The sequence below is a fragment of the Chryseobacterium sp. Marseille-Q8038 genome (genome assembly GCF_965111995.1).
Window position 1 is genome coordinate 1,019,090 of record NZ_CBCOPN010000002.1, and the last position, 13,521, is coordinate 1,032,610.

Below are 13,521 nucleotides of genomic sequence, written 5' to 3' on the forward strand. Positions count from 1 at the left end.
TTTTTCAAAAACATACTCTGCTAAAATGCGGCAATGTTTTAGAAATGAGGTTGCCCGCCCGAATTTTCTCAGGCGGCAGAGATTATGCGGGTTTTATCGGTTGAGAATGAAAATTTTTCAAATTCAGAAAAAATCCCCTGTTTTCTGTCAATCCTTTACGAAATAAGCTCCATAGCAAAGAGCTTCCCATATATGCCAATGTTGAATTAATAAACAAATCCTGCTTTTCCAGTGCTTCTGCCAGTGAACAACTAGGCGTATCATCGGACTCTTGGATTCCCTTTAGCAACTTTCCAAATTAATTGGTGATAAAAGGTAAATGATCCGCCATGTCATTTTTTTAAGATTTTTTTTAATTGTAATATATTTTCTTTAACCAAAAACTAGCTCTTACCAATAGTATCAATACTGGAACTTCCACCAGTGGCCCGATAACACCAACGAACGCCTGCGGGGAGTGAATGCCAAAAACTGCTATGGCTACCGCGATTGCCAGTTCAAAATTGTTTCCTGTGGCTGTAAATGCGATAGATGCGTTTTTGTCGTATGGAACCTTCATTGATTTGTTTACAAAGAAGCTCACGAAAAACATCAGTACAAAGTACACGATCAGTGGTATTGCTACTTTCACCACATCCATTGGCAGTTCCACGATTTTTTCACCTTTAAGACTAAACATTAAAATAATCGTGAATAATAAAGCGTACAGTGTTATCGGCGATATTCTAGGGACAAATTTTCTATTATACCATTCTATACTTTTTGATTTAACTAAGATATATCGGCTCAGGAATCCGGCCAGAAAAGGAATACCCAAATAGATGAGTACACTTTCGGTGACGTCCTTCATCGAAACACTGACGTTGAAATTAGCAAGACCTAATTTACCGGGCAATATGTTAATGAATAACCAAACCAAGAAGCTGTAAGTAAACACCTGAAAAATACTGTTCAATGCGACTAATAATGCAGCATATTCCCTGTTTCCTTTAGCGAGATCATTCCAAACAACCACCATGGCAATACATCGGGCCAAACCAATAAGTATTAAGCCAATCATATAATCAGGCTCATTCCTTAAAAAAAGAATAGCCAGTATAAACATCAATATGGGACCGATGATCCAGTTCTGCAGTAGTGATATGCCAATTACCTTTTTATCCCTGAGTGATATTGGGAGCAAAGAATAATCAACCTTAGCTAATGGAGGATACATCATTAAAATTAAACCTATTGCCAATGGAATATTGGTCGTACCCACGGATAAAGCATTGGTAACTTTTGAAATATTCGGAAAAAAATATCCCAGTCCTATACCGAGTCCCATAGCAAGAAATATCCACAGGGTAAGGTATCTGTCAAGAAATTTTAATTTTGGCTGCATACTATTTTAATTTATTCCTATTGTTTTACTTCTTCTTTCCATAATAATCGTGTCGCGCCAGATGTCTCCCAGTTTTCCTATTTTCTCACGGAAACCGACTATTCTAAAACCCAAGCGTTGATGAAGCACTATCGTTGCTTCATTCTCCGGGAACATCCCACTTTGCAGTGTCCATATCCCATTCACTTCACTTTCTTCGACCAGTTTTGACATTAACGCTCTTCCGATACCTTTTCCCTTATGATCGTTGGAAATATAGATACTCACTTCTGCAACACCACCATAAACACATCTGTCACTTACCGCAGAAAGTGCTACCCAGCCAACAACAACGCCATCAATGACAGCAGCTAGGCGGCTGTGCTTTAATTTTCCCTTATCCCATTTTTCCCATAAAGGAACCGAGGTTTCAAAAGTCGCATTGCCTGTTTCAAGCCCCTGTCTGTATATTTCTGCTATTTCAGGAAAATGCTCTTTTTTTATTTCTTTTATTTCCATTCTATTTAATATATCTGTGAAAAAACATAAAACATTTCTGTGCCGATCTGCAAGCTTCTTTCAGTATACACCTGTGCCTGTTGTGGAGTATTATCCGAAACTTTAGGATCAGTATATTTAACGGGGAATCTTGCTTCTGCTCCGATGACCAGCGGGCAGCCTTCATCGGCATTGTCACAGGTCATAATCGCAGCAAATCTGTTTTTGGGATTAAATTTATGGTTGTATTCTTTAGAAAAGCAGATAACAGGGGCTTCGTTGGGTGCATATTTTACTGCATAAACAGGGTTTTCGGTTTCGCTCAGTTTCTGGATATCAAAACCCTGACTACTCAATATCTCTGCCACTTTCGGAAACATAGCAGTGGCTTCTGTTCCGCCTGAATAGCAAAACACGTTTTTTATGCCAAAATGATAGGCCATAGCCTGTGCCCAAATCTGGGATAGATGGCTTCTTCGGCTGTTATGGGTGCAGATGAAGTTTAAATAAATCGCTTGATCAGCTTCTATTTTGCTTTTTATGAAATCTGCCAACGGCTGTAAAAATGTTTTTCTTTCTTCAGAAATGTTATCTGTTGAGAACAACTGAATTGTCTTTAAAATATTTTCATTCATATCTGATGCCTATAATTAATATCCTCTTCTTAAATTTTCTCCGTACTCATTGGGCAAGGGGCTTTCTTCCACACCTTTTGCCGCTTTTTCAATATCATAATCGAAACGGATAAATTCTACCTTAATGCTGTCTTTGTCTAGGACGGAACTTTTTTCATTGATGGTAAGCATTACATAACCGCCTCTGACATCATTGTCTTTTGGCTTACCTACCGAACCTATATTAACGGCATGGCGGAAATGGTCTTTCCCATCAGTTCCCGAATTTAAAATACGGTGATAGGGTTTATGCGTATGCCCAAAGCATAAAATGTCCGCATCGGCCTGTTCCATAATTCGGAGCATACTCTTCTCTTCACGATCCTCAAAAAGATATTCGTTAATCTTTCGTGGGCTTCCGTGTACCAGAAGCAGATTGAGCTTATCTTCATTGAGCTGGAACTCTACTTTGATATGGGCAGGAAGTGTACGCAGGTAAGCCCTTTCCTCATCATTCATTATGGAATTAGTAAAAGAAATAGAAATACTTCCATTGTCTTTCTCGCTATCGGTCTTATAGGCACATCCGCAATCATTGCTCATCCGCCCGATACCAAAATCATAGTTTCCGGCAATGGTAGGGATTTTCCTTTTGCGGATTTCGCTCACCACTTCGTTTGGCCAAATGTTATAGCCGACCAAATCTCCAAGACAATACATACTGTCGGGATTTCTTTTCTCTACATCTCCAAAGAAGGCTTCCAGAGCAGGAAGGTTGGCATGAATATCACTGAATAATGCAATTCTCATTGTATATTATTTTTTCCAGTTTTTTGCTTTTTTCGGTTCCTAGCAGCAGCCACTTCCCGGAGTGCATGATGTATTTTGGTTTACTGCAAGTTCCGAAAGATTTTTCTTCTGTTTTTCGGACGGTATGCCGCAGGCATCTTGAGCAAGGCAGGCCGTAGTCTTACTTTTCAACACGAATGTTTTCCCATTAAACTCCAGATTATATTTACCTATAGTATCACTTTGATATTCTACTTCAATTTCGGTATCCTCTATTCCTAATTTGTCTTCAGAAAGCCTGATGATGTTCAACAGTTTTCCTGGTTTCAAACGATGTTCATAATCATCAGCATTCCATAGCTGAAAGTTCACGGTCTTTTCATTACGGATCACACCTCCACAGTCAATAAACTTTTTATTGATCTGCCCTACCTCTGTAACATGGAAATGTTCAGGCACAAATGTTCCGTTCTCTAATTGAAATTCAACATTTTCTAATGTTGGCAGAATTTCTTTGATTTCTGATAGTTTCATTGTTTTAAATTTTATAGTTATAATGCAATATTGCGATATTATTGAGTAAAAAAACGCCTTAACAGCATTTCTGATTTGTCACTGTAAAAATGATTTTTGAAAAATATTCTTTTAGGATATCAAAAGTATTTTCATCAATGCAATAACATACTGAGTTACCTTCTATAGTACCTTTAATGAGACCCGCGTTTTTCAATTCTTTTAAATGCTGTGAAACTGTAGGCTGTGCCAATGGTAGTTCATTGACTATATCTCCAGTAATACAGGTGTTAACTTTTAATAAATACTCTATGATGGCAATTCTTGCGGGATGTCCTAATGCTTTTGCAATTACTGCAATTTGATTTTGATGATCTGTAAAGTGATCTGTTTTGGTTGCACCCATAATAAATTATTATATTGCAATATTACGATTTTATTTTTGAATACAATATAAAATTTAAATTACCTTTAAATAAATGGAAAAAACACCCTTATTCCTGATCCCGATATTCACCAGATAAAGAAAAGTCTTTCGAAATCTACAACAATATCCGTATGACATTGCGCAAACTTTATCACTCTTACGTTCAACTTTATTATAATGATTGCATATATTTGAATTTATGAACAAAGATCTATCCGCAATTTTAGAATTCTACCATCTGTATGAAAGCAGAAACATTGATGAAATTAAAAAAGATTATTCAATATATCTGATGTTTTAATATACCTGCACGAAATTTTAGCTGAACAAGACATAAAGCTCGATGAAAAAGATGTCTATTCTGAGCAGCTGGTTATCAAATTTCATCTTCAGAATTTAAGTCTCCTTGATTTAGCCAAAGGACACTCGGTTCATTCAAGCTTTTATGATAATAAAGCTCCTCATATCAAATTTCTGGATATTTCATCTATTATGACCATTGTCCGATCTCAATATGAGTCTTTATTAATGTATCAGCATTTATATGTAAATCCAGAATCTGATGAGGAACAAAAATTAAGGTTTGAGGCATGGATTATGTCATCCTTGATGCAACGGTCAACCGTATTTTCCAACTCAGAACCGCTTGATAAGGAAAAAATTGAAAATGAACAAAAATCCATTAATGAATTCAAGAAAAGTATCCAAGACAATAAGTATTTTAAAAATTTAACAGAAAAGGAACAAAAAGGCTTGTTAAATAAGGGTACCGGGAAGCTATTTAAAAGCTGGGATACTATTTTCAAGGAATCAAAATTTAGTGAAGAAGGAGCGTTTACAAATCTTTATTTTATGGCATCTGTTTACGCTCATTCCGAAGGAATTTTAGCACTTCAATTAAAAGAGACCAAACATCTTATGGATCATGAGCATATGAAAGAAACCCTTTATTTAATGTTATTTTATTCTTATTTGATGACCAGCATCATGATTAAAAACATTACCAATAAATTCCCACTGATAAAAAAAAGATATGATAATTTGGATGAAAAAACAAAACTTGAAATTGACTTCAATTATCAGCTTTCATTTAAATAAAATTAACGGCTCGCAAACTTTTTCGAAAACAACCGATGGAAAAGAACAAGATGTTTTTGAATGGGGTTGCTCCATTTTCTCACAAAAATGCGTTTCCGACCAAAAGAAGGAATTGCGTTTTTGCTACATGATTTTTCCTTAACTAAATTTTAGGTAATCTTCAATAGTTTTTCATTATTTTTCACTAAATTGGGATAGTCTTATTTTAAGAAAAGCTTTGACCATGAAAGACTTACTTACTGATTTTAAAACTTCAGCCGAATCTGTGAATTATGAAGCCAGAGTTCACTGGATTTCTTATGTTATTCCTGTTTTCTTTATAGTAATCGGTTCTGTGGGAGTTCTCTATTTTCTATTGCTCGGATACAAATTTATGTTGGGATTTATCGGCATGATTTCCCTGTTTCTTATTTTTCTTTTTATCAAAGGGATCATCGCTGTTATTCGGAATAAGAATACCAAAATCTACGTTACGGATAATCATCTTTCGTTTACCACGGGGATATTAGGAAAAACACGTTCCGATCTTTCGTTAAATAAGCTTGAAGGAATGCAATTACACCAAAGCTTTTTAGGTAAAACATTAAATTTTGGAAGCTTAATTGTTACTACTGGGGGAATGACTCACTCATATTTCATTGCAAATCCGATGGTGCTAAGGAATGTTTTGCTTCATTCTCAAAAACTGTCCGATTAAAAAATAATTTATTAATTTGAAATTAATTGCTATAAATCAATCTCGCAACCTTTTTTCAAAAACATACTCTGCTAAAATGCGGCAATGTTTTAGAAATAGGGTTGCACCGCTTTCCGCAAAAATGCGTTTCCGACCAAAGGGAGGAAATGCATTTTTGCCGCCCAAATTTTGATTTGACTGGTGAATAAAAAGAAGACGTATCACAACTAAATGATATAGGTTGAGAATCGTTTAAACGAAAACCCTTCTCGTATAGGGATACAGGAAAATTTCATAAAAAAGGCCGTTTTCACGAGTTGTAAGACGGCCCCCAAAACAGATTTTATAAATGTATGTTACAAATCCTGTCTGAGTAATCTCTCAAGGTTTTTCGATTTTCTGACATGGATATACTTTTTAAACTCGGGTGTTATCGAAAATTCTTGCAGGGCTTTGATTGTTTCTATATCCTTTTCGGATATACAGGAGATTTTAATACAGGCTGTTCCTATATCTCCGAAACAATTTTTAGGCCCGAATAGAAGCGAATAATAAGTTTCTCTGCTAATCGGGCGCTGATAATGTGGAAGATTAGCCCTGCCTTCCTGATCTTCATTCATAAACCTAAGATCTTCGTCAAACATTTCCTGCGAGTAGAAAATCCCGTAATCTACTCAGTTGTAATGTTCGTATGTTAGATTATATTTTTCTTTCAAAAGTATATTGACTTCTTTTGCCATTTCAGCTTTTTTCAAATAGGTGATTGTGTAGGTTCCCATAGTTGAATATTTTAAAGGTCTTATGATGAAAACTGCTTGTCTTATTATAAATTCAGAAACTATTTTTATAGTCTAATTGGCTGTGAATGAAAATTTTTCAAATTCAGAAAAAATCCCCTGTTTTCGGTTAATCCGTTACGGAACAGATTCCAAAGCAGAGAGCTTCCCATCTGTGCCAGTGTTGAATTGATAAATAAGTCCTGCTTTTCCAGTGCTTCTGCCAGTGAACAGCTTGGTGTATCGTCCGACTCTTCGGACTGCTTTAACAAGTCCCCGAACTCATCGGTGATAAAAGGTAAATGATCCACTGTTTCATATTTCTGTGAATTAGGCTGTTTGATTGTTCCAATGGTTGTCAATATTGTTTGACCTGTATTTTTGCTGTTTCCAAAATCTAAGGAATATAACGGACGGTTAGCATAATACCTGCCATTATTCAAACTTTTTAATATATCCGCAATTTCAAACCTTGCACTCACATTGTCAACACAGGAAATATAAATATTTGAAAGAATATTTTCAGAAAATTTTTCTGATTCACTCTTTTTAAATTTTTGTGTTTCTGCTTTCCAGTTTGTTCCCATCCAGCGGTTAGCACGGTTGATTAAGGCAACGGACTTGTATAATCCTGCTTCCGATTCTGCAAAACGCTGTCTCCCTAAATTAGCATCGGTAATAAGATCATCATCCCAAAGTCGCACTTGTAACCCTGCATGTCCCAATTGAATCAGGCTGTGATTCATTTCCATTAATGCTGTCAATACTTTTGAGCCTGTTCCCCCTGCACCGATCAGGTTAATGGTTACAGGGTTGGTCGGATTAATCAGGTAATTGTCTGTAAAATGAACTTTTGTTTTTTCGCTTGTCATGGTAGTATGTTTTTAAGGGTTTTATTGGTCTTTTTTAATATTTCTTTCGGGAAGGTTTTATCAGTATCAATAAGATCTTTCCAAATGCTTACACAGTTGCCATTGGTAGGATTATGGTTTAAATGGCTGAATCTGCTGTTAAAAAAATAGCTTTCCCAAGCCTTAATAAATTCTTCAACCGAAGCCGAGTTTTTAATATCCACATTGACTGTTCCCATACAGACACTTCCGTTTTCATAGACATTGAAAAAAGGAGCATGGTGTAAAACTGTTTTTTCTGTGGGTCTTCTGTCGGAAGTAAGGGCAAATACGGTAAGATTTTGCTTTGATGCCACCCACAGCATAGCAGGAATATTTGCTGTACCATTGGGAATTCCAAGTGATTCTGTGAAAAAGAGCTTTGTTTTTTTGGCTTTGGTGTACCATATTACCGAGCCTTTTTCAGTCGGGTTGATGTATAAAACATTGGTGGGCAGAATACTTTCAGGTTTCAGGAATGCTTTGCTTTTTTCTTTTTCCGCAGTAAGGGACTTTGCCAATATTTTAGCTTCCCTTTCGCTTAAAGGATGAGCATTAATGGGATTTCCGTCTTTATCCATATCAAAATGCTCCACGTAGGTGTCACCGTTATGATCGTCATTAGTCTGATAAATGACCAGTGCTGAAACAGGATGATACAGTGTTCCGAAGTGATCGGTTATATCTTTCATAATATATTTTTTTTAAATACTGTTTAATAGGTCAATTAATTGTTCAATTAAGGGGAAAATGCTGTTTTCAAAATCAAGGTTATCATTACTGATATTTGTTCCGTCAAATCTTTTTTGGGTGGATGGTTCTTCTATTTCAGCACATTCCTGAAATTCTGCATTAACGGAATCAAATAAAGCCTGAAACAATATTCCTTTATCCTCTGCACAGAATGAAATATATTTTTCCATTGTGATGGTTCTTTCATGATAGTCCTCGTTATCTGTATTTCTTTTGTCCTGTTGAATATTTCCGTAAATAGTGGCATTAGGAAACATTTCATAGAGGGCAAGGGTATCACAGGCTAAAAGGAGGCAATCGGTTTCAAAGGAATCTTTGTTCTCAAAACGATTAATCCGTTCTTTAAATCGGGCTAAATTCTCATGATTGAATATTTTTTGCTCCATATAGTTACCAATCCATTCACTTTGTTTTATTTCACGTAAATATTCAGGAGTATCTTCATTATCATCATAAATAATCCACTCCGAGATCATTTCATACATCCAGCACAGGTAGCTTTCCTGCTGTCTATAATAAGGGACATTTGCGATGTGATACAGGTATGAGCAAACGGACTGCAAAAGTTGCGTAGCCTGTTTATAATTGGGATTTTTAGATAATCGGTACAATGGAACGATTGGAATGTAGTATAATGTAGCTCCGGTATTATATCTTTCCTCACTCAACAAATACGTTTTCTTTTTGTCCTGCACTAAACGGATTTTCTCCCAATTCTTTATTTTAATTTTTAACTGCTTCTTGATATCCTCTAAAGCAAAAGCAATATTGTAAGGAAAACCTAAGTGTTTTGACGGTGCAGGTATGATTCCGTAATGTTCAGCCAATTGGGAAAGGGAATGATAAAAGTCCCTTTCCATTTTGGCTGTTTTCTTTTCATCCAGTATGGATGGTGTGTCTTTCAGCTTAGGCAGAAATGAACATTTTAGAAAAGCATGGGTAGCATGACTATCGGTACTGCTTTCATTTTGTCTTTCTCTATTTCTCCTGCATCCTTTGGTCTTTGCATCCAGTGGGCAAACTCGCCCAACTGTTTGTGCAGTTGCTTTTGTTTTTGTTGTTCGGGAAGCTGTATTTTTCCCGATATGATTTTTTGTTGCATTCATCATAATTTAGTGATTGATATTTAGTAAATAGTGGTTGGGTTTACAACTGATTTACTGAAAACCCAACCATAATAATGTATCAGCCTTTCGTTCCCATTACACTTTCAAAACGGTATTCTACCGTATCATTCCTGATTTGTGGTGCAGATATTTTTGCAGTCGTTAAAATCGGATACGTATTGGCGTAAAAATTCATGACCGCTTCTACGCTCCATTTAGGTTCTGGGTCTGTCAATCGGATTTCCTGTCCGTTATCTTTCAGTATAAAAACTCTTTCTAATTGGGTGGCGAGTAACATAATTGTTGATTTTTAAGGTTGAAAATTTTGTTCCTGTTCTTGTTCCTCTTCATGCTCTTGTTCCTGCTTTTGTTCGATATTTTCTACACTTTCGGTATTAAACAGGCTTGGGGCAAAGTGTCTTTCATATTCATCCTGTTTTTTGCGGATAGTTTCTGCATAGTCGGGATATTCCGAAGCCTTTGGAAGTGCTGACCATGCCCCTTTGTAGTTTCCTTCCTTTTCGAGTTCTTCGGCTTTCTCAAAAGCATCTTTGTACTTTTTCTCTTTGGCTTCTTTCTCTTTTTTCTCTTTGTCGGATTTTTCCTTTTCCATTGCCGACTGTTTTTTGGCTTCCTCTAATTGCTTCATAAAGCTTTCCATACCGACCATCAGTCCCGAAGCGGTTTTTAATGGTGCTTTAATGTGTTCAAAAAATTCGGCATCAAGTTCGTCTGCCGTTCCTTTGAGGTTAAGAGGAGGAATGATATTTTTTGCTTTATCTCCACATCCATCATTTTGTACTAATATGGAAGCCACTATTTGGCTTTCGTTTGCTTTGGCAATGGTTAGTATCAATTTACTATTAATATCCATTTTGGCTATCTGATTGAAAAAATTGGTTTGCATAATTTGTTGGGTTATGGATTAATTACTAAATGAGTATTGAAGCCTATAAGTTCCCATAATGAAAACTCCACCGTCCTAAATTCTTCTTCCGTATGCTTTCCATAGGCTTTATAAATGGCATTTCCATCCTTAGATATCTGCATCTGGTAATGACACAGACTATTTTTAGGCTGTTTCAGTTCTTTTAAATCCTCTTTCTCCAATTCAATGAAAACTCTGTTTCTCTCAGAGAGCCACTCTTCAACCACAGGATAATATACTTTCGAAAATCTAAAGAATTCCACATGGGTATCGAAATAGTTTAGCGACTTTATATCTTCATCATTTTCAATGACTTTTATAACTTCAAGGCGCTTCTTTTGGGTTTGTTTCCACTCCCCTGTAATATTGATAATAGCAAAGTCGCAAGCATCCCATTCACTATTCGTACTCGATTTTATGAGTAAATATGAAGTTGGTTTATCTGATTGTTTCATTTTTTTTATATTAAATTGTTACGAATTGTTACGAATTATTTTTTTTCGGAGGTAAAAACTCCATTGATATAGTAGCCGATAAGTCTTTCCCAAGACCGTATTAAGCTGTTCGTTTCTACATAATATTTTTCTGTTCGGCTACAATAAATAACATATACAGGTACATCTGCGTAATCTTTGTTGTAGCTATATGCTTTTGCCAGTTTTTTGGCTTCGCTTTTTGATTTTGTTTTCATAGTCAGGGATTTTCATAAATATATGTTCCACTTGTTTTCAAGGGGTCTGCACCCTGTGTCAATCGGATTTCCTTGCAAAATTTCAATGACAAGCTTCTTGCATAGTGTATTGCTGTTGTCCTGTCACAATGGATTTTGAAGTATATTGCTACCTGCTCCCATTCTGTTCGGTCATTTCGGGACTTCATCTGAAAATTATATTGTGATTCCATACGTTTTTTTAAGATAATCTTGGTTTAATTATTAAAATGGTAAATCATCATCCGTATCCCCTGCAAAAGGATTGTTTGATTCTTGCGTTGCATTTTGCTTCGGTTCACTTTCAACATTTCTTCCACCTCCATAAACCTGAATGTATGAAGTATGAAAATTCAATCCTGAACGGATTTCACCATCTTTACCTATCCATGCGCTTGAGCTTGCCCTGCCTGTTAGTTCTACCACCGTTCCTTTGGTAAGAATTTTGGCAACATTCGGGCTTATCCAGTACGAACAATTGTAATAGGTGGTCAGCTCCCTGCGCTCCCCCTGCTTGGTCTTGTAGCTGTCATTAATGGCTACTGAAAAGTTCACGACCTGTCTGTCGTTTTTCAATGTGTTGATTTCTGCGTTTCTGGTAATTCTACCGATAATTGTGTTCATAATATTTTGTTTTAATTGTTAATCATTACTTTTTTCAGTTGTAAATTTTCGAGTGATTTGATTCGGTATCGAGGACACTCGGCTTCTTTCTTTTCACCTTTTCCAATGGGAAAAGCATTATTTATTTTTTTTTGTTTGATTATTCTTATGTTAAAGAGCGACTGTTTGATTCGTATAACTGAGGTTCCGACTTTTTCTTTGCTAAATGACCATAGTACAGGATCAGGCACTTAAAACCGAAATGGAACAAAGTGAAATGAAGGCTCCGAAATCTTTTTGTCCGAAGGATTCAGGAGTGTCTGGAAAAATTGTTGGAGCGAAGCGGAGAGAATTTTTGTAGAAACCCAAAAAGATTTTTTTGAGTGAATGACCTGTACTACATTTGCTACAGTAAAAAGTGAAAAACCACAGTTATATATATGAATTGAATAGGTGATATTTAACCCGATAATGATCTAAAACAACAATGAATAATTGGATTTTTCCTTGTGTTGATGTGATTTTGAAGTTTATTTTCTTAAGACCATCATCAACATTCAAGACTGGAATTTTAAAAATTAACAGGTTTTATTGAAGGTTTTATATTTTTGTTAGTTGAAGAAGCTGAAAAATCAGGTATATAAATCTGAATAATAAAGAACTTGTGGTATCCAATAAAATGAGGTTACATAAATTATTTGACACTAAAAACATCTTTATAACCTTCACAATCAGCAAAAAAGCCTCCTCGTAAAGGAGACTTAAAAAATGATGATTGTTGGAAAAGTTTTCATTTCAAATATAGTGATTCTAAATAAACTCACTTACAAAAATGACCATTCAGAGAACCTGTCACTCAATATATCCTTGGCAAAACCACTCATTAAGATCCTTAAAATCTCGATAAATTAGAGAACAATCCTCTACATGTTTATATTTCGATAATATTTTGTTTTTAGTGATATTTCCATTAGAATCATTATCAAGAAAAAGGTAAATTTTATCATATTCATTAAGCCTTTTCATTGCTTTGAAAAGCATTACCGTAGAATTAAGGATCAGATAATCAGAATTTTTAGTTTTTTCTATATTTTTGAAAGTCAGGTAATCTAAAAACCCCTCAAATACCGTGATTTCTTTATTATTTTGTTCGCCCTGAATCAAAGTCACATCTTTTTTACCTAAACAGATTTTAGAATACGGATTGCGGATTTCAAAACCACCTGAATTATTTTCAAAAGCAATTCCGAAATAATTTTCCCGTTTAATTCGTAATGCAGTTCTCTAACCATATCTATCTGCTGATAAACTTTCCTTAATTTCAGGTATTGAATTAACACAGGATGCCCAATTCTTTTTACTTCCAATATCCTGTAATGAGGCCCTGTTGTAATCTCTTCCTTTTGTTGTTGATCCTGTATTGAAAAATCAAATTTTCTAAGGTATTTCAAAGCTTCCGAAACAGAACATTTGTTCACCTGCTGAACAATAGAAATGATATCATAACTCTTTCCTGTTCCAAAATCAAATGCTTTATTTTTAATAAAATCGACAGAAAGACTGGGAATCTTTTCGTCCCTGTCCAGCGCAAAATAAAAGGCTGTTTTCCCGTTTTCTTTCACAGGAAAAAGATTGAAGGATTCTAAAACCGTCCGGATTCCGACTTTTTGCTTGATTTTTTCGCAATTCATTTTTTTTCTTTTTAAAGCAATTTTTTACCCTGGATTTTCCTTTTAATAAAAAAAAGACTTTTATTATCTTTTAAATAAACTTTTAAT

19 protein-coding genes and 1 pseudogene are annotated in these 13,521 nt (G+C 35.4%); 2 read left to right on the top strand and 18 right to left on the bottom strand.

Annotation, left to right across the window (positions count from 1 at the left end):
- Window positions 1-82: 82 nt before the first annotated feature.
- The 7 genes and pseudogenes from ACWPWS_RS18575 to ACWPWS_RS18605 all read right to left on the bottom strand — a co-directional run.
- Window positions 83-319, bottom strand: a pseudogene (locus ACWPWS_RS18575) (PRTRC system ThiF family protein); the annotation flags it as partial.
- Window positions 320-352: 33 nt separating this feature from the next.
- Window positions 353-1,384, bottom strand: a complete 1,032-nt coding sequence (gene arsB, locus ACWPWS_RS18580) for an ACR3 family arsenite efflux transporter (RefSeq protein WP_454047507.1) — start codon at window positions 1,382-1,384, stop codon at window positions 353-355.
- Window positions 1,385-1,390: 6 nt separating this feature from the next.
- On the bottom strand, window positions 1,391-1,882 hold the full coding sequence (locus ACWPWS_RS18585; protein WP_454047508.1) for an N-acetyltransferase family protein: 492 nt from the start codon (window positions 1,880-1,882) through the stop codon (window positions 1,391-1,393).
- Between the two features lie 5 nt (window positions 1,883-1,887).
- Window positions 1,888-2,496 (bottom strand): protein-tyrosine-phosphatase, encoded by a 609-nt coding sequence (locus ACWPWS_RS18590; RefSeq protein WP_454047509.1) that lies wholly within the window; start codon window positions 2,494-2,496, stop codon window positions 1,888-1,890.
- 15 nt (window positions 2,497-2,511) lie between these two features.
- On the bottom strand, window positions 2,512-3,285 hold the full coding sequence (locus ACWPWS_RS18595) for a metallophosphoesterase family protein (protein WP_454047510.1): 774 nt from the start codon (window positions 3,283-3,285) through the stop codon (window positions 2,512-2,514).
- Between the two features lie 39 nt (window positions 3,286-3,324).
- Window positions 3,325-3,798 (bottom strand): DUF6428 family protein, encoded by a 474-nt coding sequence (locus ACWPWS_RS18600; RefSeq protein ID WP_454047511.1) that lies wholly within the window; start codon window positions 3,796-3,798, stop codon window positions 3,325-3,327.
- 58 nt (window positions 3,799-3,856) lie between these two features.
- On the bottom strand, window positions 3,857-4,183 hold the full coding sequence (locus tag ACWPWS_RS18605) for an ArsR/SmtB family transcription factor (RefSeq protein ID WP_454047512.1): 327 nt from the start codon (window positions 4,181-4,183) through the stop codon (window positions 3,857-3,859).
- A 549-nt stretch (window positions 4,184-4,732) separates the two neighbouring features.
- On the opposite strand from ACWPWS_RS18605, the gene ACWPWS_RS18610 reads away from it, so the two are divergent.
- The gene (locus tag ACWPWS_RS18610) at window positions 4,733-5,302 is read left to right on the top strand and encodes a hypothetical protein (RefSeq protein WP_454047513.1); all 570 of its coding nucleotides are present in this window, start codon (window positions 4,733-4,735) and stop codon (window positions 5,300-5,302) included.
- Window positions 5,303-5,525: 223 nt separating this feature from the next.
- Window positions 5,526-5,999 (top strand): PH domain-containing protein, encoded by a 474-nt coding sequence (locus ACWPWS_RS18615; protein ID WP_454047514.1) that lies wholly within the window; start codon window positions 5,526-5,528, stop codon window positions 5,997-5,999.
- Between the two features lie 335 nt (window positions 6,000-6,334).
- On the opposite strand, the gene ACWPWS_RS18620 is transcribed toward ACWPWS_RS18615, so the two are convergent.
- The 11 genes from ACWPWS_RS18620 to ACWPWS_RS18670 form a co-directional block, all read right to left on the bottom strand.
- Window positions 6,335-6,622, bottom strand: coding sequence for a hypothetical protein (locus ACWPWS_RS18620; RefSeq protein ID WP_454047515.1), 288 nt, complete (start codon window positions 6,620-6,622; stop codon window positions 6,335-6,337).
- A gap of 200 nt (window positions 6,623-6,822) precedes the next feature.
- Window positions 6,823-7,626 carry a PRTRC system ThiF family protein gene (locus ACWPWS_RS18625; protein WP_454047516.1) on the bottom strand — a complete coding sequence of 268 codons (804 nt, stop codon included), beginning with the start codon at window positions 7,624-7,626 and terminating at the stop codon, window positions 6,823-6,825.
- Window positions 7,623-8,336, bottom strand: coding sequence for a PRTRC system protein B (locus ACWPWS_RS18630; RefSeq protein WP_454047517.1), 714 nt, complete (start codon window positions 8,334-8,336; stop codon window positions 7,623-7,625). Before ACWPWS_RS18630 ends, ACWPWS_RS18625 begins: the two co-directional genes overlap by 4 nt.
- Before the next feature lie 12 nt (window positions 8,337-8,348).
- Window positions 8,349-9,506 carry a hypothetical protein gene (locus ACWPWS_RS18635; RefSeq protein ID WP_454047518.1) on the bottom strand — a complete coding sequence of 386 codons (1,158 nt, stop codon included), beginning with the start codon at window positions 9,504-9,506 and terminating at the stop codon, window positions 8,349-8,351.
- Between the two features lie 76 nt (window positions 9,507-9,582).
- Window positions 9,583-9,801: a PRTRC system protein C gene (locus tag ACWPWS_RS18640; protein WP_454047519.1), complete on the bottom strand. Its 219-nt coding sequence runs from the start codon at window positions 9,799-9,801 to the stop codon at window positions 9,583-9,585.
- Between the two features lie 12 nt (window positions 9,802-9,813).
- Window positions 9,814-10,410, bottom strand: a complete 597-nt coding sequence (locus ACWPWS_RS18645; RefSeq protein ID WP_454047520.1) for a PRTRC system protein E — start codon at window positions 10,408-10,410, stop codon at window positions 9,814-9,816.
- Between the two features lie 11 nt (window positions 10,411-10,421).
- Window positions 10,422-10,886 (bottom strand): hypothetical protein, encoded by a 465-nt coding sequence (locus tag ACWPWS_RS18650; RefSeq protein ID WP_454047521.1) that lies wholly within the window; start codon window positions 10,884-10,886, stop codon window positions 10,422-10,424.
- Between the two features lie 35 nt (window positions 10,887-10,921).
- Entirely contained in the window at window positions 10,922-11,122 is a 201-nt protein-coding gene (locus tag ACWPWS_RS18655; protein WP_454047522.1) for a DNA-binding protein, read from the bottom strand.
- A gap of 243 nt (window positions 11,123-11,365) precedes the next feature.
- The gene (locus tag ACWPWS_RS18660; protein WP_268053470.1) at window positions 11,366-11,764 is read right to left on the bottom strand and encodes a single-stranded DNA-binding protein; all 399 of its coding nucleotides are present in this window, start codon (window positions 11,762-11,764) and stop codon (window positions 11,366-11,368) included.
- Window positions 11,765-12,595: 831 nt separating this feature from the next.
- Window positions 12,596-12,913 (bottom strand): toprim domain-containing protein, encoded by a 318-nt coding sequence (locus ACWPWS_RS18665; RefSeq protein WP_454047523.1) that lies wholly within the window; start codon window positions 12,911-12,913, stop codon window positions 12,596-12,598.
- A gap of 11 nt (window positions 12,914-12,924) precedes the next feature.
- The gene (locus ACWPWS_RS18670; RefSeq protein WP_454047524.1) at window positions 12,925-13,434 is read right to left on the bottom strand and encodes a hypothetical protein; all 510 of its coding nucleotides are present in this window, start codon (window positions 13,432-13,434) and stop codon (window positions 12,925-12,927) included.
- Window positions 13,435-13,521 lie beyond the last annotated feature (87 nt).

Excerpts from the sequence above, each read along its gene's own strand:
- ACWPWS_RS18615 (WP_454047514.1), top strand. The coding sequence starts at position 5,526 with ATGAAAGACTTACTTACTGATTTTAAAACTTCAGCCGAATCTGTGAAT.
- ACWPWS_RS18645 (WP_454047520.1), bottom strand. The coding sequence starts at position 10,410 with ATGCAAACCAATTTTTTCAATCAGATAGCCAAAATGGATATTAATAGT.
- ACWPWS_RS18600 (WP_454047511.1), bottom strand. The coding sequence starts at position 3,798 with ATGAAACTATCAGAAATCAAAGAAATTCTGCCAACATTAGAAAATGTT.
- ACWPWS_RS18610 (WP_454047513.1), top strand. The coding sequence starts at position 4,733 with ATGTATCAGCATTTATATGTAAATCCAGAATCTGATGAGGAACAAAAA.
- ACWPWS_RS18590 (WP_454047509.1), bottom strand. The coding sequence starts at position 2,496 with ATGAATGAAAATATTTTAAAGACAATTCAGTTGTTCTCAACAGATAAC.
- ACWPWS_RS18605 (WP_454047512.1), bottom strand. The coding sequence starts at position 4,183 with ATGGGTGCAACCAAAACAGATCACTTTACAGATCATCAAAATCAAATT.
- ACWPWS_RS18585 (WP_454047508.1), bottom strand. The coding sequence starts at position 1,882 with ATGGAAATAAAAGAAATAAAAAAAGAGCATTTTCCTGAAATAGCAGAA.
- ACWPWS_RS18640 (WP_454047519.1), bottom strand. The coding sequence starts at position 9,801 with ATGTTACTCGCCACCCAATTAGAAAGAGTTTTTATACTGAAAGATAAC.
- ACWPWS_RS18625 (WP_454047516.1), bottom strand. The coding sequence starts at position 7,626 with ATGACAAGCGAAAAAACAAAAGTTCATTTTACAGACAATTACCTGATT.
- ACWPWS_RS18630 (WP_454047517.1), bottom strand. The coding sequence starts at position 8,336 with ATGAAAGATATAACCGATCACTTCGGAACACTGTATCATCCTGTTTCA.
- ACWPWS_RS18635 (WP_454047518.1), bottom strand. The coding sequence starts at position 9,506 with ATGATGAATGCAACAAAAAATCATATCGGGAAAAATACAGCTTCCCGA.
- ACWPWS_RS18670 (WP_454047524.1), bottom strand. The coding sequence starts at position 13,434 with ATGAATTGCGAAAAAATCAAGCAAAAAGTCGGAATCCGGACGGTTTTA.
- ACWPWS_RS18660 (WP_268053470.1), bottom strand. The coding sequence starts at position 11,764 with ATGAACACAATTATCGGTAGAATTACCAGAAACGCAGAAATCAACACA.
- arsB (WP_454047507.1), bottom strand. The coding sequence starts at position 1,384 with ATGCAGCCAAAATTAAAATTTCTTGACAGATACCTTACCCTGTGGATA.
- ACWPWS_RS18620 (WP_454047515.1), bottom strand. The coding sequence starts at position 6,622 with ATGTTTGACGAAGATCTTAGGTTTATGAATGAAGATCAGGAAGGCAGG.
- ACWPWS_RS18655 (WP_454047522.1), bottom strand. The coding sequence starts at position 11,122 with ATGAAAACAAAATCAAAAAGCGAAGCCAAAAAACTGGCAAAAGCATAT.
- ACWPWS_RS18595 (WP_454047510.1), bottom strand. The coding sequence starts at position 3,285 with ATGAGAATTGCATTATTCAGTGATATTCATGCCAACCTTCCTGCTCTG.
- ACWPWS_RS18650 (WP_454047521.1), bottom strand. The coding sequence starts at position 10,886 with ATGAAACAATCAGATAAACCAACTTCATATTTACTCATAAAATCGAGT.